The sequence below is a fragment of the Bradyrhizobium sp. Kon10 genome, from assembly GCF_055807395.1.
Genome location: NZ_JBVVOZ010000001.1, coordinates 519,998 through 537,949, shown reverse-complemented (window position 1 = coordinate 537,949; position 17,952 = coordinate 519,998). Strand labels below are relative to the sequence as shown.

Here is a 17,952-nt window from a genome sequence, read left to right as displayed (position 1 = left end):
GATGGATTCAAGGATCATGACCGCGCTTGGCGACCGCGTGCTGGAGCTCGGGCCTCCACCTGCGGCTGACAGCCCATACAAGAACTTCAAGCTTTCTCGCGACGCCGACGGTGTCGCCTGGCTGCTGTTCGATCGTGCTAATGCCAGCGCCAATACGCTCTCCGCTGACGTGATGGAGGAGTTCGACACCGTGCTCGCCGCGATCGAGACCGAGCGTCCCGCCGGTCTCGTGATCCGCTCGGCAAAACCGTCCGGCTTCATCGCCGGCGCGGATGTCAACGAATTCCGCGGCGCCAGCGATCCCGCGGTGGTGGAAACCCGGATCCGCGCCGCGCATGCGGTGGTCGATCGTCTGGAGGCGCTGAAGCTGCCGACGGTCGCGGTGATCCACGGCTTCTGCCTTGGCGGCGGACTCGAGGTGGCGCTGGCCTGTCAATCGCGGATCGCGATCGACAGCGCGCGTTTCGGTTTCCCGGAGGTGATGCTGGGCCTGCATCCCGGCCTCGGCGGCACCGCGCGCTTCACCGCGCTGGTCAATCCGACCCAATCGATGGCGCTGATGCTGACCGGTCGCACCATCGATGCGCGCCGCGCCAAATCGCTCGGCCTCGTCGATACCGTGACGCAGGAGCGCCATGTCCGCAACGCGGTGAAGGATGCGCTGTTCGGCCGGCTGAAAAAGGCGCGACCGGGCCTTCTCACGCGCGCGGCCAATTTCGGACCGGTGCGCGGTCTGCTCGCCAAGCGCATGCGCAGCGAAGCAGCGAAGGCCGCGCCGCGCGAGCATTATCCGGCGCCTTACGCCCTGATCGAACTCTGGGAGGCCCATGGCGGCAGCAAAGCCGCGATGCTGAAGGCAGAGCAGGCGTCGTTCGCCAGATTGATGGTGACGCCGACCGCGCAGAATTTGATCCGCGTGTTCTTCCTGCGCGAGCAGATGAAGAAGGCGGCCGGCAGCGGCAACACCATCAAGCACGTCCATGTCATCGGCGCCGGCGCGATGGGCGGCGATATCGCGGCCTGGTGTGCAGGGCAGGGCATGCGCGTCTCGCTCGCCGACATGAAGGCCGAACCGATCGCCGGTGCGGTCAAGCGCGCCGCGGAGCTCTACGGCAAGATTCTCCGCAAGCCGACCGAGGTGCGCGATGCGCTCGATCGCCTGATCCCCGACATGGATGGCGAGGGCGTCCGCAACGCCGATCTCGTCATCGAAGCGGTGCCGGAAAAGCTCGGGCTGAAGCAGAAGGTCTATGCCGGCCTCGAGCCCAGGATGAAGCCGGGGGCGATTCTTGCGACCAACACTTCGAGCATTCCGCTCCAGGATTTGCGCAACGGCCTGGCGCGGCCGGAGCGGCTGGTCGGCCTGCACTTCTTCAATCCGGTGTCGCGGCTGCAATTGGTCGAGGTCGTCAGCCATGACGGCAATGATGCGCAGGTGTTGAAAGAGGCGCTTGCCTTTGTAGGCGCGATCGATCGCCTGCCGCTGTCCGTCAAGAGCTCGCCCGGCTTCCTCGTCAACCGCGCGCTGACGCCCTACATGCTGGAAGCGATGGTGATGCTGGACGAGAAGATCGACCAGCGCCTGATCGATGCCGCCGCCGAACAGTTCGGGATGCCGATGGGGCCGATCGAACTGGCCGATCAGGTCGGGCTCGACATCTGCCTGGATGTCGGCGACATGCTGCGCACCAAATTCGGCGATCTCCTGCCGCCGACGCCGGCCTGGCTGCGCGACAAGGTCGCCAAGGGCGAGCTCGGCCGCAAGACCGGCAGGGGCTTTTACACCTGGAAGGACGGCAAGGCCGAGAAGGCGCCTTTGCCCGAGACCGGCCCGCGCGTCACTGACCAGATGATCGACCGGCTGGTGCTGCCGATGTCCAATGTCTGCGTTGCGGCTCTTCGCGAGGGCATCGTCGACGATGCCGACGCGGTCGATGGCGCCATGATCTTCGGCACCGGCTACGCGCCGTTCCGGGGCGGTCCGTTGAACTACGCGCGTGCGCGCGGCGTGGAGAATGTCGTATCCACCTTGCGCGCGCTGGCCGAACGATTCGGCGGCCGGTTTGCGCCCGATCCGGGCTGGGACAATTTCGAGTGAGAATTTCATGAGCGAACAGGGGAATACCGAGCCGAGCGGCGATCTCTGCATCCGCACGCTGGCGATGCCGGCCGACACCAATGCCAATGGCGATATTTTCGGCGGCTGGCTGCTCAGCCAGATGGACGTCGGCGGCGGCGTGTTCGCATCAAAGGTCGCGAAGTCGCGCACCGTGACGGTCGCGATCGAGGCGATGAATTTTCGCAAGGCGGTCTATGTCGGCGATCTCGTTTCCGTCTACGCCAACCTCGTCCGCCTTGGACGCACCTCGCTCACGGTGCATCTCGAAGCCTGGGCGCTGCGGCGAAGGGAGCTGCAGCCGATCCTCGTGACCGATGGTAATTTTACTTATGTCTCGATCGACGACACCGGGCATCCGCAGGTGATCCAGAGGAACGATCCGCCGGTTGCGACGTAACCGCCGCGGGTTTGCGTCTCATCTGGCGAAGACATACCGCACTGCCAAACGCGGCGCGAGTGGGTCGACGCGTCGCGGCTTTGCCAACAACAGGTCACAAAACGGATGAGGTCAGGGCGTACTCAATTGCGCGTCGATTCGGGGCGGAACCGGCTGATTGGCCCGAGGAACTTTTGGGCCGAGATCCGGTTATTTGCCCGCACTGAGGAATCCACGGGCCATGCCGGACAGCTACATCATCGAAGTCAATTCACAGACCGCAGGTATCGTCGTTCGCAGCCAGGGAGGCTACTGCTTCTTCGCCTCATCCGACCGCTTCAACCGGCTCGAAGGCCAGCTCTTCCGCAACGCCCGCGAAGCCGAGCGCGCCGCGCGCAAGCTGGTGAACGGTGATGTGAAGGAAGCGGCGTAGGCTTCTTCCTTCTCCCCTTGTGGGAGAAGAGTGGCATAGGCGGCCTGCGGCCGCCGTTCTTGAGAACGCCGAAGCAAAGCTTCGGCTACGGCGCCGGATGAGGGGTTGCTTCAACGCGCTCAGATGCAAGAGATGTACGCGCGGAGAGAGACCCCTCACCCGTCTCGCCGCTAACGCGGCGAGCCACCTCTCCCACAAGCAAGGGGAGAGGGAAAGAAAAGCATCACAATTTCGTCGCCGCCCGCGACAGCAGCTTCCAATCGTCGCCCTGCTTCTGCCAGTTCATCAGGATGTGCAGGTTGGTCGGCACTTTTTTCCCATCGGCCGCCATCTCCTGTTCCGCGACCCAGTGGAAGCGCACGATCGCGGCGGGACCGACGGCCTTGATGGTCGGATTCTGGTACTCGATCGACAGGAATTTCGATTTGCCGTCGGTGGCATTGGCGATGAAGGTCGCCTTGTCCTCGACCTTGCCGCTGGAATGGCTGTAGCTGAGATCGTCCCAGCAGAGCGCGGCGAGTGCCTTGGGATCGGCTGCGATCTGGGCGAGGCGGAAAGCCTCGAGCTTTTTCGCCACGGCCTCTTCGTCCGCTGACGCCGCCAGCGCCGGGGCCGCGAGTGCAAGCGCCGAGACCGCGAGGGCCGAGAGAGCAAGGTCGCGCCGATCGATCGTCATGGTTTCCTCCTTTTTGATCTTGCAGCGAGTGTTGCAGCCGAACGCGGCTTTGTCGAGTGTCGCTGGTCATGCCGATGCGTCATTGCGCGATCGCGGCTGTATTGATACGTCTTTCGCATCGATGCACCGCGCATTCTGGAAAGTACGGACATGATCGAGGCCAAGGGCAGAGCGTTGCTGTTCGATATCGACGGCACGCTGGCCGATACGGACGCACTTCATCGCGAGGCGTTCGAGCGGGTCTTTGGACCGCGCGGCCATGTGGTGGATGACGCGCGCTTCAAAAAAGAGCTGCAGGGCTTTTCCAACGCCTCGATCGGGGAGCGATTCCTGCCGATGGAAACGCTGGAATCCCGCGCGGTCATCATGAACGAGAAGGAACAGATTTTTCGCGACCTAGTCGCCGGACGGATCGAGCCTTTGCGGGGGTTGATGGCGCTGCTAGACCAGGCCGACGCAGCCGGCATTCCCATGGTCGCGGTCACCAACGCGCCGCGCCTGAACGCCGAGCTGCTGTTGTCCGGCCTCGGCATCACGAATCGTTTCAAGGCGATCGTGATCGGCGACGAATTGCCACACGGCAAGCCGCATCCGCTGCCCTATCAGGAAGGGCTCCGCTTTGTCGGCGCCAAGGCGCAAACCTCGATCGCGTTCGAGGACTCCCGCTCCGGCGTGCAATCGGCCGCCGCGGCCGGCATTCCGACCATCGGCATGCGCACGACCCTTGGCCACGCCGACCTCGTTGCCGCCGGGGCGATCGCGTCCGCGAGCGCCTACGACGATCCGGACCTCCTCGCGCGCCTCGCCACCGCCATGACTTGGTAAGATGACTTGGTACGATGATTGGTAGGACGTGACCTAGTAGGAAATGGCGTGGTGAGGGCGCTCATCGGTTAACCGTGATAGGCTCTCGCATTGACCGATGGGGCGAACCACCGCACCATGCAGCTTCCTGATTTTGAGGCCGATGCCGTGACCGGACTGACCCATCGCCAAGCCGAAATCCTCAACATCGCGCGTGCCTCGGGCCGCGTCATGGTCGAAGAGCTGGCGCGCCGGTTTGAGGTCTCGGCGCAGACCATCCGCAAGGATCTCAACGATCTCTGCGAGCGCCGTTCGCTGACCCGCATCCATGGCGGCGCCATCATCGCCTCCGGGGTGGAAAATCTCGCCTATGAGGCGCGCCGCTTCGTCGCCGCCGACGAGAAGAAGGCGATCGGGGCTGCCGCCGCATCGCTGATCCCGAATGGCTGCTCGCTGTTCATCAACATCGGCACCACGACGGAAGAGGTCGCAAGCGCCTTGACCTCGCACGAGGACCTTCTCGTCATCACCAACAATCTCAACGTCGCGATGCTGCTCTATCGTCACCCTCGCATCGAGGTGGTGGTCGCCGGCGGCACGGTGCGGCGCGCCGACGGCGCCGTGGTCGGCTCGACCGCAACGCAATTGATCGGCCAGTTCAAGGTCGACTACGCCATCATTGGTGCATCGGCGATCGACGAGGAGGGCGCGCTGCTCGACTTCGACTATCGCGAGGTGCAAGTGGCGCAAGCCATCATCGCCAACGCCCGCAGCGTCATGCTGGTTGCGGACTCGACCAAGCTTCGGCGCAGCGCGCCGGTGCGTATCGCCCATATCAGCCAGATCCAGACTTTCGTGACCGACCAGGAACTGCCGGAGCGCCTCGCCACCATCTGCCACAGCAAGGGTATTGAGGTGATGGCGGCGATGCCGAAGGTGGCGGGGGATTTGGATGAGGCAGCGGCGGAGCCGACGCAGGATGCGGCGCCTGAGGCCGCGCCGGTAGTCAGGCTAAGGTAAGACTATGGGCCGTCCCACGGGTTGAGCAGCGTCACGCCGAACGCCGCGAAATCCTTCACGTTGCGCGTCACGAGCGTGAGATCGTTGCTGAGCGCGGTCGCGGCAAAGAAGCCATCCATGACGGACAACGCGACGCAGCTCCTGCGGCTCTGAGCCATCAGGTCGCCCCAGCGCTCGGCCACCGCCTGATTAATCGGGAGGATGCGCCCGGAAAATCGCTCCGGCAGATCGTGGGCGAGCCAGGCGGCGAGGGCTGCGCGCCGACGGCCATCATCCAGCAGTGCGATGTCGCGGCGAAGCTCGGCGATTGAGGCCACGCTGATGAATGCACGATCCTCGTCGATTGTATCGAGCCAGGCCAGGACACTCGGCGAGGGCGCCGGCCGCTGAACCTCCGACAGGACGTTGGTGTCGAGCAGCAAGTTCACGGCATTTCGTCGCGTGGCGCGTCGTGCACGCGTTCAAGCGTAAGGTCGGCGCCCCGCAGCGGAGAGGCGAGCAGGAATTCAGCCAGCGTGCCTTTGCGGGCGGTCTTGCGTGCCCATTCCTCGGCGGAAACGATCACGGCGTTGGGCTTGCCATGCCGGGTAATGATTTGAGGGCCGCTTTGGGCACGGTCGATCACCTCGGACAGCCGGGCCTTGGCGTTGGCAAGCGTCCAGGTGTCACTCGGCGGTGCGTCAGGTGCAGTGCTGTGATCGCTCATGCTGGCTAGGACCAATGTGACTATTATGACTATACGGGTCCCAAATGGCTGTTCAAGGGCGATATTGCCACTGGCTCGGCCGGCAGGGTGCCGATTCCTTGGCCAAGTTGCCCACCAAAAAAGTTCCGCTTTCGCTTCCTCCCGCCTCTCTTTCATGTTGCTTTCGTTTTTGGCTGTGATCTAATCAAAAGCGAAAGTAACCACTCGATTGAACGGGTGGTCGCCCGGGGGATGCGTCTGTTGGAGCGTGTTTTCGACCTCGCCATCATTGGAGGCGGTGTTAACGGCTGCGGCATCGCGCGCGACGCTGTGGGCCGCGGCAACACCGTTTTCCTGTGCGAAATGAACGATCTGGCGAGTGGGACGTCGTCCTGGTCGACCAAGCTCGTGCATGGCGGCCTGCGCTATCTCGAATATTACGAGTTTCGGCTGGTCCGCGAGGCGCTGATCGAGCGCGAAATCCTCTGGGGCATCGCGCCCCACATCATCCGCCCCCTTCGTTTCGTTTTGCCGCATCACGCCGGTCTGCGCCCGGCCTGGCTCTTGCGCCTCGGTCTTTTCCTTTACGATCATATCGGCGGCCGGCATCTGCTGCCGGCGACGCGCTCGGTCGATCTCCGGCGCGACGAGGTCGGCCGTCCGCTGATCCCGAATCGCTATACCCGCGCGTTCGAATATTCCGACTGCTTCGTCGATGATGCCCGCCTCGTCGTGCTCAACGCGCGCGATGCCGCCGACAAGGGCGCCGAGATCCGCACCCGCACCCGCGCCACCGAAATCCGCCAGTCCGACGGCATCTGGACCGTGGGCATGGTCGACACGCTGACCGGCGCGCGCTCGCAGATCCAGGCCCGTGCATTGGTCAATGCCGGCGGCCCCTGGGTCGAGGACGTGCTCGGCCGCGGCGCCGGCGTCAACGCCAAGGCAAAAGTCCGCCTGGTGCAGGGCTCACACATCGTGGTCAAGAAGCTCTACGACCACGACCGCGCCTACATGTTCCAGAACGCGGACGGCCGCATCATCTTCGTCATCCCCTACCAGGACGACTTTACGCTGATCGGCACCACCGACCGCGACTACGACGGTGATCCGTCCAAGGTGAAGGCCACAGTGGAGGAGATCCAGTATCTCTGCGCTGCGGCCAGCGAATATTTGGCCAAGCCGGTGATGCCGCAGGACGTGGTCTGGACCTATTCCGGCGTGCGTCCGCTCTATGACGACGGCGCCAGCGAAGCCAAGGCTGCGACCCGCGACTATGTGTTCGAGCTCGATACGCCGGGCGGTTCGCCCCTGCTGTCGATCTATGGCGGCAAGATCACGACCTATCGCCGCCTTGCCGAAGAGGCGCTGGAACGGCTCGCGCCCTATCTCCGCAGTGCGAAAGCGCGCGAAGGCTGGACCGGCAAATGGCCGCTGCCCGGCGGCGACATGGACGTGTCGGCCGTTGACGGTCTGATCGCAGACCTCCTGCGGGGATATCCCTTCCTCAAGCCCGAGCATGCGCGGCGCCTCGCGCGCGCCTACGGCACCCGCGCCATCAAGCTGCTCGGCGAGGCAAAGTCGGCCGCCGATCTCGGCCAGGCTTTTGGTGCGACACTGACCGAACGGGAGGTTCGCTACCTCATGGCCAACGAATGGGCGGTGACCGCCGAGGACATCGTCTGGCGGCGCTCCAAGCTCGGCCTTCGACTATCTGCCGACGAAATTGCCACGCTTGACGACTGGATCAGGACCCACGCTGTGCCGCAAAGTCCCCTGTTGGAAGCAGGAGGACGCTCATGAGCGTGACACTCGATCACGTGACCCGGACCGTTGACGGGGTTCCGCACATCCGCGACGTCTCGCTAACGCTCGAGAGCGGCACGCTGAACGTGCTGCTCGGGCCGACGCTGTCGGGCAAGACCTCGATCATGCGGCTGCTTGCCGGCCTCGACAAGCCGACTTCGGGCAAGGTGCTGGTCGAGGGCAAGGACGTGACCGGCGTCGACGTGCGTCAGCGTTCGGTTGCGATGGTCTATCAGCAGTTCATCAACTACCCCTCACTCACGGTCTATGAGAACATTGCTTCGCCGTTGCGCGTGCAGGGCAAGTCGCGCGAGGAGATCGAAAAGCGTGTCGCGGAAGCCGCAAGACTGCTGCGGCTGGAGCCCTTCCTGAAGCGCACGCCGCTGCAGCTCTCCGGTGGCCAGCAGCAGCGCACGGCGATGGCACGTGCGCTGGTTAAGGGCGCCGACCTCGTGCTGCTCGACGAGCCGCTCGCCAATCTCGACTACAAGCTGCGCGAAGAACTGCGCGCCGAGCTGCCGCGCATCTTCGAGGCATCGGGCGCGATCTTCGTCTATGCCACCACCGAACCCAGCGAGGCGCTGCTGCTCGGCGGCAACACGGTCTGCATGTGGGAGGGACAGGCGCTCCAGATCGGCGGCACCCCCAACGTCTACCGCCAGCCGCAGACGTTGCGCGTGGCGCAGGTGTTTTCGGATCCGCCGCTCAACCTCGTCGGCATCGAGAAGAAGAACGGCTCGGTGCAATATGCCGGAGGCATTGCCGCGCCGGCGTCCGGTCTCTATTCGTCGCTCGCCGATGGCGCCTATCGCGTCGGTTTCCGCGCGCACCAGCTCGCACTTGCCAACGGCGAGACCGACCGCCACGCCTTCCATGCCACGGTCACGGTGACCGAGATCACAGGTTCGGAGAGTTTCGTGCATTTGACCCGCGACGGATCGAACTGGGTTGCGGTGCTGCACGGGGTTCACGAGTTCGAGCCCGGCCAGACCATCGACGCCGTGCTCGATCCCAACGACGTCTTCGTGTTCGATGCGGCCGACCGCCTGGTCGCCGCGCCGGGTCCCATAGCGTTTTCAAGCGAAGTGCCTGGCGGTTCGCGTGAAGAAAACGCGTTAAAGAAAAATACGTGAGGGAGATGCGCCATGGCCCGCATTGACCTGGTCGATCTCGCCCACTCCTACGGCGGCAATGATGCACCGCAGGAGAGCTTTGCGCTGAAGCCGGTGACGATGACCTGGCGACAGGGCGGCGCCTATGCGCTGCTCGGGCCGTCCGGCTGCGGCAAGACCACGCTGCTCAACGTCATCTCCGGCATCATCGCGCCGTCACGGGGGAAAATCCTGTTCGACGGCGAAGACATCACACCGCTGTCAACCCAGAAGCGCAACATCGCCCAGGTGTTCCAGTTTCCGGTGATCTACGACACCATGACGGTGGGGCAGAACCTGGCGTTTCCGTTGAAGAACCGCGGCGTGGCGAAGGCCGAGATCGACAAGCGCGTCACCGAGATCGGCCGCCTGCTCGACCTCGAACCCTATCTGAACCGCAAGGCGACCAGGCTCACGGCCGACGCCAAGCAGAAGATCTCGCTCGGCCGCGGCCTCGTCCGCTCCGACGTCGCCGCCGTGCTGTTCGACGAGCCGCTGACCGTGATCGATCCCGAGCTGAAATGGCAGCTTCGCTCCAAGCTGAAGGCGCTGCATCGCGAGCTCGACCTGACGATGATCTATGTCACCCACGACCAGACCGAGGCCCTCACCTTTGCCGATACTGTGGTCGTCATGCATGACGGCCGCGTGGTGCAGAGCGGCACGCCGGCCGAGCTGTTCGACAAGCCCGCGCACACCTTTGTCGGCTATTTCATCGGCTCGCCCGGCATGAACATCCTGCCGGCCGAAGTGAAGGGACGAGAGGCGCGGATCGGCGGCCATGCCATCGCGCTCAATCGCAGCTACGACAAATTGCCGGCGGGCGCGAAAATCGAGATCGGTGTGCGTCCGGAGTTTGTCGACGTCGTCGCGCCGGCGCCCGGCCTCCTCACCGCAAACATCGAGCGCATCGACGATCTCGGTCGCATCCGCTTTGCCCGTGCGCGCCTCGGTGGCGCAAAACTTGCCGCGCGTGCGCGCGCCGGCTTCACCAGCTCGGACGGCACCGCCGGCCTGAAATTCGACCCCGCGCATCTTCACGTCTATGCCGATAGCCTTCTGGTGGAGGGAGCCGCCTGATGGACAAGACTATCAACCAAAAAGCCTGGTTCCTGGTGCTGCCGGTCTTCCTGGTCGTCGCCTTCTCGGCGGTGCTGCCGCTGATGACGGTGGTGAACTATTCGATGCAGGACACATTCGGCAACAACCAGTTCTTCTGGAATGGCGTCGGCTGGTTCAAGGAACTGCTTGATCCCTCGACCGACCTCGGCGGCCGCTTCCTCGCCTCGCTCGGGCGCAATCTGTTCTTCTCGATGGTCATCCTCGCCATCGAGGTGCCGCTCGGGATCGTGGTCGCGCTGTCGATGCCGCGCGACGGCTGGACGGTCGCCGCCTGCCTCGTCACGCTCGCGCTGCCGTTGTTGATCCCGTGGAATGTGGTCGGCACGATCTGGCAGATCTTTGGCCGGCCCGACATCGGGCTGCTCGGCTATGTGCTCAACGCCATCGGCATCGACTATAATTACGTCTCCAACGACATCGACGCCTGGGTCACCGTCATCGTGATGGACGTTTGGCACTGGACCAGCCTCGTCGCACTGCTCTGCTACGCTGGCCTGAAGTCGATCCCGGAGGCCTATTATCAGGCTGCCCAAATCGACGGCGCCTCGCGCTGGGCCGTGTTCAGGGCGATCCAGCTGCCGAAGATGAATCGCGTGCTGCTGATCGCGGTGCTGCTGCGCTTCATGGACTCGTTCATGATCTATACCGAGCCGTTCGTCGTCACCGGCGGCGGACCGGGTAACTCGACGACCTTCGTGTCGATCGAGCTGGTCAAGATTGCGCTCGGGCAGTTCGACCTCGGCAAGGCCGCGGCGCTCTCGCTGGTCTACAATCTGATCATCCTGATCGTCTGCTGGATCTTCTACACCGTCATGACCAATGCCGGCACTGAGCGCAGACTCCGGGCGGAGAACGAGCCGGCGGCGGAGCCCAAGTCCTTGGATTCCAAACCGTCTGACGCCAAGCCCTCGGCCGGGCTCAGGCCCGTGACTGCACCCAAGCCAAAGGAAGGAGTGGCCTGATGCATTCGATTCCCGGCCGCCGCCTCATCATGGCGCTGTTCCTGATCTTCCTGCTGTTGCCGATCTATTGGCTCGTCAACATGAGCTTCAAGACCAACGCCGAGATCGTCTCGACGATGACGCTGTGGCCGCACACCCCGACGCTGCAGCACTACCGGCGTATCTTCACCGACGAGAGCTGGTATTCCGGCTATATCAACTCGCTGGAATACGTCGTCATCAACACCATCATCTCGATCTCCGTGGCCTTGCCCGCGGCCTATGCGTTCTCTCGCTACCGTTTCCTCGGCGACAAGCATCTGTTCTTCTGGCTGCTCTCGAACCGCATGGCGCCGGCCGCGGTGTACGCGCTGCCGTTCTTCAACCTCTATTCGGCGATCGGCCTGTTCGATACGCCCTGGGCCGTCGCGCTCGCGCATTGCATCTTCAACGTTCCGCTGGCGGTGTGGATCCTCGAGGGCTTCGTCTCCGGCGTGCCGCGCGAGATCGACGAGACGGCCTTCCTCGACGGCTATTCCTTCCCGCGTTTCTTCATCAGGATCCTGGTGCCGCTGATCGCCAGCGGCATCGGCGTCGCGGCGTTCTTCTGCTTCATGTTCTCCTGGGTCGAGCTGTTGCTGGCGCGCACGCTGACGTCGGTCAACGCCAAGCCGATCGCCGCCGTCATGACCCGTACGGTCTCGGCGGCCGGAATGGATTGGGGGCTATTGGCCGCGGCCGGCGTGCTCACCATCATCCCCGGCGCGCTGGTGATCTGGTTTGTCCGCAACTACATCGCGCGCGGCTTCGCGCTTGGCCGGGTGTGAGGGGAGGCGACAATGGAATCCATCGCATGGATGGCCTGGACGCTGCCGACGGCGATCTTCTTTGTGGCGCTCGCCTGCACGCTTGCCGTGATGACCTGGCTGGCCGCCGTCTATCCCGAGGCCGAGCGCGTCGGGATTCTGCGCATTCCGACTACGCGCGGTGACCGCCTCTTCATCTCGCTGATTGCCGCCGCCGTCATTCACCTCGCGTGGATCGGTCTGGTCGGCACTGACCCGATCGCGACGCTGCCGATGGGGGAGGGGACCCTTGAGATTACGAGCCTGTGGCTCGCAACCGTGATTTCGCTTGTTTCAGGCGCGGTGATTTTTCGCACCGTCTGAGTCAGGCGAGAAAGAGCAGATCCGGGGTCTACCCGGGCCTGGATTTTGTTTGTCGCTACAACCGGAGGAAACTAGATGCGACACTTGCGAACGACCAAGGACAGTCTTCTGACCATGACCAGCGCGGTCGCGCTGATCGCGGCTTCGATGACGATTGCCGCGCCGGCGCGCGCGGACGAAGCCGCCGCCAAGAAGTGGATCGACAGCGAATTCCAGCCGTCGACCTTGTCGAAAGACGACCAGATGAAGGAAATGCAGTGGTTCATCAAGGCCGCTGAACCCTTCAAGGGCATGGAGATCAACGTCGTCTCCGAAACCCTGACCACGCACGAGTACGAATCCCGCACGCTCGCGAAGGCGTTCGAGGAAATCACCGGCATCAAGGTGAAGCACGACATCATCCAGGAAGGTGACGTCGTCGAGAAGATCCAGACCCAGATGCAGTCCGGCAAGAACGTCTATGACGGCTGGATCAACGACTCCGACTTCATCGGAACCCACTTCCGTTACGGCCAGGCGGTCGACTTGACCGACTGGATGGCGAAGGACGGCAAGGACGTCACCGACCCGATGCTCGACGTCAACGACTTCATCGGCAAGTCGTTCACGACCGCGCCGAACGGTCACCTCTACCAGCTGCCCGACCAGCAGTTCGCGAACCTGTATTGGTTCCGGTACGACTGGTTCACCAACCCCGACTACAAGGCCAAGTTCAAGGCCAAGTACGGCTACGATCTCGGCGTGCCCGTGAACTGGTCGGCCTATGAGGACATCGCTGATTTCTTCACCAACGACATCAAGGAAATCAACGGTACCCGCGTCTATGGCCACATGGACTACGGCAAGAAGGATCCTTCGCTCGGATGGCGTTTCACCGATGCCTGGCTCTCGATGGCCGGTAACGGCGACAAGGGCATTCCGAACGGCCTGCCGGTCGACGAATGGGGCATCCGGATGGAAGGCTGCCGTCCGGTCGGCTCGAGCGTCGAGCGTGGCGGCGACGTCAACGGCCCGGCGGCGGTCTATTCGATCGTGAAGTATCTCGACTGGATGAAGAAATATGCCCCGCCGCAGGCGCAAGGCATGACCTTCTCCGAATCGGGACCGGTGCCGTCCCAAGGCAATATCGCCCAGCAGGTCTTCTGGTACACCGCCTTCACCGCCGACATGGTGAAGCCCGGCCTGCCGGTCATGAATGCGGACGGTACCCCGAAGTGGCGTATGGCTCCGTCTCCGCACGGCTCCTACTGGAAAGAGGGCATGAAGCTCGGCTACCAGGACGTGGGTTCGGCGACGCTGCTGAAGTCGACCCCGGTCGATCGCCGCAAGGCGGCCTGGCTCTACCTCCAGTTCATCGTCTCCAAGACGACGAGCCTCAAGAAGAGCCATGTCGGTCTCACCTTCATCCGTGAATCCGACATCTGGGACAAGAGCTTCACGGAACGTGCACCGAAGCTCGGCGGCCTGATCGAGTTCTACCGCTCGCCCGCGCGCGTGCAGTGGACCCCGACCGGCAACAACGTGCCTGACTATCCGAAGCTTGCGCAATTGTGGTGGCAGAACATCGGCGATGCGTCGTCCGGTGCGAAGACGCCGCAGGCGGCGATGGACTCGCTGGCAGCCGCGCAGGATTCCGTCATGGAGCGTCTGGAGAAATCCGGCGTCCAGGGCGCCTGCGGGCCGAAGCTGAACAAGAAGGAGACGGCCGAATACTGGTTCGCCAAGTCGGCCAAGGACGGCAACATCGCTCCGCAGCGCAAGCTCGCGAACGAGAAGCCGAAGGGCGAGACCGTCGACTACGACACGCTGATCAAGTCGTGGCCGGCCTCGCCGCCGAAGCGCGCCGAAGCGAAGTAATTCGCAGACATCACGACGGCCGGGCTCGTTCCGGCCGTCCAGGAGCAGGAGGCCGGGAGCGATCCCGGCCTTTTGTCTTATTGGCCTATTGCGTTGCCGACGGCCTTGATCTGAATTGGCGGGCCTAGATCCGAAGCGAGACTTCGCCATGCGCATGACGTTCCGTTGCGATCCCATGCTGGCCGACCACTTGATCCGGCCCTATCCGGCGCGCAGAGCCTTGCCCGACTGGCTGCGCGCAATGCCGGCGAAGGCGCACTCGGACGTCCACGGCCGAGACATACGTACGGTCAAGCAATGTCCGCCCGTCGTCGATGCGATGGCCCATGGCGTCATGATTCCGCTGCCATGCGACATCAGGATCGAGTCGGGACAATTCAGTTGGGATTGGGACATCCCGGAGCCGGCGACCTCGGGACATCCGCGTGCGCCTCTGAGTTTCCACCCCGCAGCCCAATTCGCTGCTGCGCCTTTCGCGAACGGGCGGTCTGCGATCAAGTTCAACAGTTTCTGGACGATCGAGCTCGAGCCCGGCTGGTCGCTGTTCGCGACGCATCCGGTCAATCGCGATGATCTGCCATTCCGCCTGGTTTCGGGTCTGGTCGACGCCGACCGGTTTCACGACGGCGGCATCAACTTTCCGGCCGTATGGATTGAGCCGGGTTTTTCCGGCGTTCTCGAAAAGGGGACTCCGGTCGCGCAGTGTTTTGCCGTACCGCGCGAGGCACCTGAGCTCGTGTTCGAGGCGTTTGACGAGCCTCACCAGCAGGCTTACGCGAAGGTCGTTGCCGACGTGCTGGCCGAGCCCAACGTCTACCGCAAGCATTTCCGTGCGAAACGTGGACGCCTAATCTCCTAATGCGCGGCGCAATCCGTCCTCGTCAAGCCAGAGGCGGCCATGTGAGGCCGAGGTCAGCGCCATCGCGATCGAGCCGAACAATTGCGGCCGCAGGCGATAGGCCTGGGCAAAGGCGCGCATGGCGTCGTCGACCGCTCCACTCTCTTGCAAGGCGATGCCGAGATTGAGCGCGGCCTCCGCATGGTCGGGCTTGAGTTCGAACGCCTTGCGGTAGGCGCTTGCAGCGCCGGTGTGGTCACGCAAATCCTGTCGCGCGACGCCAAGATCGAACCATACCGAAGCCGGTGCGCCCGTTGCGACCGCCTGTTCGAGCAGGTTAGCGGCGGTGGCGGGATCGCCATCCTCCCACGTCAGCCGGCCGAGCCGTGCCGCCGCTTCCTGGTGACCGGGGATGACCTTTAGGATCGCTCGCCAGGATTCTCGTGCTTGAGCCCTCAGGCCAGCCTGATCGAGTGTTCTCGCCTTCTCGACGAACATTTCGCGTTGCGGGCTGGTGGCGATCGCGGCATCGATGTGCGCGAGCGCGACGTCGAAGTTCCCCTCGCTGCGCGCAATGCGGGCGGCAAGCAGCCGTGCTGCGGCATTGCCGGGGCGCTTGGCAAGGCTCACGTCGATATGCGCATGAGCAGGGGCGATGGCATTCCTGGAGAACAACACAGCGGCCAGCACATGATGCAGCACCGGATCGCCAGGTTCGCGTGCAAGGCCTTGTTCACACAGACGTTGCGCCTCATCCGGCTTGCCCGAATTGAACGCTTCAGTCGCGCGGCGAACGAGTGTCTCGATGGCATCCATCGTCGCATTAGAGCAAGGATGCCACGACGCAGCAATACGGGAAAGTCCGGGAGCGATCCCGGCCTTTTTTGCTTTCTTTGTGAGTTCGGCCCGCCGACCCCACACCGTCATTGCGAGCGAAGCGAAGCAACCAGAGTCTTTCCGCGGAGGCGGTCCGGATTGCTTCATCGCCAGCGCAAATTGCTCTGCAATTTTGTCGCGGGCTCCTCGCAATGACGGAGGATGGAGCGGCGACGACGACCTACTCCGCCGGCTCGGCCGCTTCCAGCGCCGGGTAATCCGTGTACCCCTTGGCACCGCCGCCGTAGAACGTGTTCTTGTCCCAATCGTTCAGCGCCGCGCCCTGCTTCAGCCGCTCGACCAGATCCGGGTTGGAGATGAACGGCTTGCCGAACGCGATGAGATCGGCCGCGTTCGCATCGAGGACCTTGGTCGCTAGCTCGAAATCGTAACCGTTGTTGGCGACATAGGTGCCGGAGAAGCGCTTGCGCAGCGCCGCATAGTCGAACGGCGCGATGTCACGCGGACCGCCGGTGGCGCCTTCGACGACGTGGAGATAGACCAGCTTCAGCGCGCTGAGGCCATCGACGATATGGTCATACAAGGCTTGCGGGTTCGAGTCCGAGATATCGTTGGCCGGCGTTACCGGAGAGATGCGGATGCCGGTGCGGTCGGCGCCTGCCTCGGCAACAACGGCCTTGGAGACCTCCAGTGTCAGCCGCGCGCGGTTCTCGATTGAGCCGCCATAGGCGTCGGTGCGCTTGTTGGCGCCATCCTTGGCGAACTGCTCGAGCAGATAGCCGTTGGCACCGTGGATTTCGACGCCGTCGAAACCGGCCTCCAATGCATTCTTCGCGGCGCGCTTGAAGTCGTCGATGATCCCTGGAATTTCGGAGAGCTCGAGCGCGCGGGGTTCGGAGACGTCGGCGAAGGTGCCGTTGACGAAAGTCTTGCCCTTGGCGCGGATCGCGCTGGGCGCCACCGGGGCTGCGCCATTGGCCTGGAGGTCGACATGCGAGATGCGGCCGACATGCCAGAGCTGGATGAAGATCTTGCCGCCGCGCTCATGGACGCGCTCGGTGACTTTGCGCCAGCCGGCGACCTGATCCTTGGAGTAGATGCCGGGCGTGTCCTGATAGCCCTGGCCCTGCTGCGAGACCTGGCTCGCCTCGGTGATCAGGAGGCCCGCGGAAGCGCGCTGGCCGTAATAGTCGGCGGCGAGCGGGCTCGGCACGAAAGTGCCGGGCGCAGCGCGGTTGCGCGTCAGCGGGGCCATCACGAAACGGTTCGCAAGCGTGATCGGGCCGAGCTTGTAGGTCTCAAACAATTTGGTGGGACGGCTCATGAGTATGCTTCCAGACGATGAGAGGTCCGGAACATTTGTGCATCGCGGCAATCAACGCAAGGGAGGAGCCATACGGAAAGTGCAGGCGTGCTGCGCGGCAGGGCCCGCGCAGCATAATCCATGTGCAATTTGGGCGGCGGCAGCCGATTCCGGCTGCCGCGGCCCGCGAACTCAGTTCAGGCCCATGAAATCGCGCTTGCCGATCTCGACGCCGTTATGGCGCAAAATGCCGTGGGCGGTCGCGGCGTGGAAATAGAAGTTCGGCAGCGAGAACGCGCTGAAGAATTGCTGGCCTTTGAGAGTCATCGACCGGTCCGGGCCCACCGGAAAGGTGACGTCCTTGGTGTCGGCGCCCTCGAACTGCTCCGGCTTGAACAATTTGACGTAGTCGACCGTTTTGGCGAGACGCTGCTTCAACTCGCCAAAGCTCGTCTCCGTGTCGGGCGTCGAGGGCAGGTCGCTATGCGTCAGCCGTGCACAGCCCTTGGCGGCGAAATCGCTGGCCAGCTGGATCTGCTTCGAGAGCGGCAACATGTCCGGGAACAGGCGCGAGCCGAGCAGGACGCTCGGGTCGATCTTTTTGGCCGCGCAATGCGCCTCTGCCTTGGTGAGCAGGCCGATGAGGCTGTTCAGCATTTGCAAGTAGGCGGGGACGACGGCGTCGTGAAAGGACATGTGATGCTCGCTTCAATGGTGGGAGATTTCAGGAGAAACCTGAGCCACAGACATGGGAGCGTCATGGCAAATTACAATCGCGGAAACGGCCTGTGCAGTGCGAAAGTTCTCCGACTGTC

19 protein-coding genes are annotated in these 17,952 nt (G+C 63.6%); 13 read left to right on the top strand and 6 right to left on the bottom strand.

Translation table 11 applies throughout. The features are described from left to right. Window position 1: 1 nt before the first annotated feature. The 3 genes from AC0L2O_RS02635 (at window position 2) to AC0L2O_RS02625 (ending at window position 2,928) form a co-directional block, all read left to right on the top strand. The gene (locus tag AC0L2O_RS02635; RefSeq protein WP_473368572.1) at window positions 2-2,098 is read left to right on the top strand and encodes a 3-hydroxyacyl-CoA dehydrogenase NAD-binding domain-containing protein; all 2,097 of its coding nucleotides are present in this window, start codon (window positions 2-4) and stop codon (window positions 2,096-2,098) included. A gap of 7 nt (window positions 2,099-2,105) precedes the next feature. Continuing rightward, window positions 2,106-2,516 carry an acyl-CoA thioesterase gene (locus AC0L2O_RS02630; RefSeq protein WP_473368571.1) on the top strand — a complete coding sequence of 137 codons (411 nt, stop codon included), beginning with the start codon at window positions 2,106-2,108 and terminating at the stop codon, window positions 2,514-2,516. Window positions 2,517-2,736: 220 nt separating this feature from the next. After that, a complete protein-coding gene (locus AC0L2O_RS02625; RefSeq protein ID WP_247440723.1) occupies window positions 2,737-2,928 on the top strand; it encodes a hypothetical protein in 192 nt (63 codons plus the stop codon). Window positions 2,929-3,151: 223 nt separating this feature from the next. Here the strand turns inward: AC0L2O_RS02625 and AC0L2O_RS02620 are convergent, their stop codons facing one another. Then, on the bottom strand, window positions 3,152-3,604 hold the full coding sequence (locus tag AC0L2O_RS02620; RefSeq protein WP_473368570.1) for a nuclear transport factor 2 family protein: 453 nt from the start codon (window positions 3,602-3,604) through the stop codon (window positions 3,152-3,154). Between the two features lie 150 nt (window positions 3,605-3,754). Between AC0L2O_RS02620 and AC0L2O_RS02615 the strand changes: the two genes are divergently transcribed. Together AC0L2O_RS02615 and AC0L2O_RS02610 are read left to right on the top strand one after the other, a co-directional pair. Beyond that, entirely contained in the window at window positions 3,755-4,429 is a 675-nt protein-coding gene (locus AC0L2O_RS02615; protein ID WP_473368569.1) for an HAD family hydrolase, read from the top strand. Window positions 4,430-4,576: 147 nt separating this feature from the next. Continuing rightward, window positions 4,577-5,428, top strand: a complete 852-nt coding sequence (locus AC0L2O_RS02610; protein ID WP_369725927.1) for a DeoR/GlpR family DNA-binding transcription regulator — start codon at window positions 4,577-4,579, stop codon at window positions 5,426-5,428. A 2-nt stretch (window positions 5,429-5,430) separates the two neighbouring features. Here AC0L2O_RS02610 and AC0L2O_RS02605 read toward each other — a convergent pair whose 3' ends face one another. Next, entirely contained in the window at window positions 5,431-5,856 is a 426-nt protein-coding gene (locus AC0L2O_RS02605) for a type II toxin-antitoxin system VapC family toxin (RefSeq protein WP_369725926.1), read from the bottom strand. Beyond that, window positions 5,853-6,134, bottom strand: a complete 282-nt coding sequence (locus tag AC0L2O_RS02600; RefSeq protein WP_409189996.1) for a type II toxin-antitoxin system Phd/YefM family antitoxin — start codon at window positions 6,132-6,134, stop codon at window positions 5,853-5,855. Before AC0L2O_RS02600 ends, AC0L2O_RS02605 begins: the two co-directional genes overlap by 4 nt. 231 nt (window positions 6,135-6,365) lie before the next feature. Between AC0L2O_RS02600 and glpD the strand changes: the two genes are divergently transcribed. From glpD to AC0L2O_RS02560, 8 genes are all read left to right on the top strand, one after another. Next, window positions 6,366-7,916 (top strand): glycerol-3-phosphate dehydrogenase, encoded by a 1,551-nt coding sequence (gene glpD / locus AC0L2O_RS02595; protein ID WP_473368568.1) that lies wholly within the window; start codon window positions 6,366-6,368, stop codon window positions 7,914-7,916. Further along, the gene (locus tag AC0L2O_RS02590) at window positions 7,913-9,052 is read left to right on the top strand and encodes an ABC transporter ATP-binding protein (RefSeq protein WP_473368567.1); all 1,140 of its coding nucleotides are present in this window, start codon (window positions 7,913-7,915) and stop codon (window positions 9,050-9,052) included. Before glpD ends, AC0L2O_RS02590 begins: the two co-directional genes overlap by 4 nt. A 12-nt stretch (window positions 9,053-9,064) precedes the next feature. Next, entirely contained in the window at window positions 9,065-10,150 is a 1,086-nt protein-coding gene (locus AC0L2O_RS02585; RefSeq protein ID WP_369725923.1) for an ABC transporter ATP-binding protein, read from the top strand. Beyond that, on the top strand, window positions 10,150-11,154 hold the full coding sequence (locus AC0L2O_RS02580; RefSeq protein ID WP_473368566.1) for a carbohydrate ABC transporter permease: 1,005 nt from the start codon (window positions 10,150-10,152) through the stop codon (window positions 11,152-11,154). The genes AC0L2O_RS02585 and AC0L2O_RS02580 overlap by 1 nt, the downstream gene beginning before the upstream one ends. Then, window positions 11,154-11,960 carry a carbohydrate ABC transporter permease gene (locus tag AC0L2O_RS02575; protein WP_369725921.1) on the top strand — a complete coding sequence of 269 codons (807 nt, stop codon included), beginning with the start codon at window positions 11,154-11,156 and terminating at the stop codon, window positions 11,958-11,960. Before AC0L2O_RS02580 ends, AC0L2O_RS02575 begins: the two co-directional genes overlap by 1 nt. Before the next feature lie 12 nt (window positions 11,961-11,972). Then, window positions 11,973-12,302, top strand: coding sequence for a DUF2160 domain-containing protein (locus tag AC0L2O_RS02570; protein WP_369725920.1), 330 nt, complete (start codon window positions 11,973-11,975; stop codon window positions 12,300-12,302). A 75-nt stretch (window positions 12,303-12,377) separates the two neighbouring features. Next, window positions 12,378-14,159 (top strand): ABC transporter substrate-binding protein, encoded by a 1,782-nt coding sequence (locus tag AC0L2O_RS02565; protein ID WP_409189992.1) that lies wholly within the window; start codon window positions 12,378-12,380, stop codon window positions 14,157-14,159. Between the two features lie 148 nt (window positions 14,160-14,307). Next, window positions 14,308-15,018: a hypothetical protein gene (locus AC0L2O_RS02560; protein ID WP_473368565.1), complete on the top strand. Its 711-nt coding sequence runs from the start codon at window positions 14,308-14,310 to the stop codon at window positions 15,016-15,018. Here the strand turns inward: AC0L2O_RS02560 and AC0L2O_RS02555 are convergent. The 3 genes from AC0L2O_RS02555 to AC0L2O_RS02545 form a co-directional block, all read right to left on the bottom strand. Continuing rightward, window positions 15,007-15,813 (bottom strand): tetratricopeptide repeat protein, encoded by an 807-nt coding sequence (locus AC0L2O_RS02555; RefSeq protein WP_473368564.1) that lies wholly within the window; start codon window positions 15,811-15,813, stop codon window positions 15,007-15,009. The two genes, AC0L2O_RS02560 and AC0L2O_RS02555, sit on opposite strands and share 12 nt — an antisense overlap. Window positions 15,814-16,054: 241 nt before the next feature. After that, window positions 16,055-17,158, bottom strand: a complete 1,104-nt coding sequence (locus AC0L2O_RS02550; RefSeq protein WP_369725916.1) for an alkene reductase — start codon at window positions 17,156-17,158, stop codon at window positions 16,055-16,057. A gap of 171 nt (window positions 17,159-17,329) precedes the next feature. Continuing rightward, window positions 17,330-17,833, bottom strand: coding sequence for a DUF1993 domain-containing protein (locus tag AC0L2O_RS02545; RefSeq protein WP_369725915.1), 504 nt, complete (start codon window positions 17,831-17,833; stop codon window positions 17,330-17,332). Between the last annotated feature and the right edge of the window lie 119 nt (window positions 17,834-17,952).

Coding starts and splice junctions, on each gene's coding strand:
- AC0L2O_RS02635 (WP_473368572.1), top strand. CDS start 2: ATGGATTCAAGGATCATGACCGCGCTTGGCGACCGCGTGCTGGAGCTC.
- AC0L2O_RS02630 (WP_473368571.1), top strand. CDS start 2,106: ATGAGCGAACAGGGGAATACCGAGCCGAGCGGCGATCTCTGCATCCGC.
- AC0L2O_RS02625 (WP_247440723.1), top strand. CDS start 2,737: ATGCCGGACAGCTACATCATCGAAGTCAATTCACAGACCGCAGGTATC.
- AC0L2O_RS02620 (WP_473368570.1), bottom strand. CDS start 3,604: ATGACGATCGATCGGCGCGACCTTGCTCTCTCGGCCCTCGCGGTCTCG.
- AC0L2O_RS02615 (WP_473368569.1), top strand. CDS start 3,755: ATGATCGAGGCCAAGGGCAGAGCGTTGCTGTTCGATATCGACGGCACG.
- AC0L2O_RS02600 (WP_409189996.1), bottom strand. CDS start 6,134: ATGAGCGATCACAGCACTGCACCTGACGCACCGCCGAGTGACACCTGG.
- glpD (WP_473368568.1), top strand. CDS start 6,366: ATGCGTCTGTTGGAGCGTGTTTTCGACCTCGCCATCATTGGAGGCGGT.
- AC0L2O_RS02590 (WP_473368567.1), top strand. CDS start 7,913: ATGAGCGTGACACTCGATCACGTGACCCGGACCGTTGACGGGGTTCCG.
- AC0L2O_RS02585 (WP_369725923.1), top strand. CDS start 9,065: ATGGCCCGCATTGACCTGGTCGATCTCGCCCACTCCTACGGCGGCAAT.
- AC0L2O_RS02580 (WP_473368566.1), top strand. CDS start 10,150: ATGGACAAGACTATCAACCAAAAAGCCTGGTTCCTGGTGCTGCCGGTC.
- AC0L2O_RS02575 (WP_369725921.1), top strand. CDS start 11,154: ATGCATTCGATTCCCGGCCGCCGCCTCATCATGGCGCTGTTCCTGATC.
- AC0L2O_RS02570 (WP_369725920.1), top strand. CDS start 11,973: ATGGAATCCATCGCATGGATGGCCTGGACGCTGCCGACGGCGATCTTC.
- AC0L2O_RS02565 (WP_409189992.1), top strand. CDS start 12,378: ATGCGACACTTGCGAACGACCAAGGACAGTCTTCTGACCATGACCAGC.
- AC0L2O_RS02560 (WP_473368565.1), top strand. CDS start 14,308: ATGCGCATGACGTTCCGTTGCGATCCCATGCTGGCCGACCACTTGATC.
- AC0L2O_RS02555 (WP_473368564.1), bottom strand. CDS start 15,813: ATGGATGCCATCGAGACACTCGTTCGCCGCGCGACTGAAGCGTTCAAT.
- AC0L2O_RS02550 (WP_369725916.1), bottom strand. CDS start 17,158: ATGAGCCGTCCCACCAAATTGTTTGAGACCTACAAGCTCGGCCCGATC.
- AC0L2O_RS02545 (WP_369725915.1), bottom strand. CDS start 17,833: ATGTCCTTTCACGACGCCGTCGTCCCCGCCTACTTGCAAATGCTGAAC.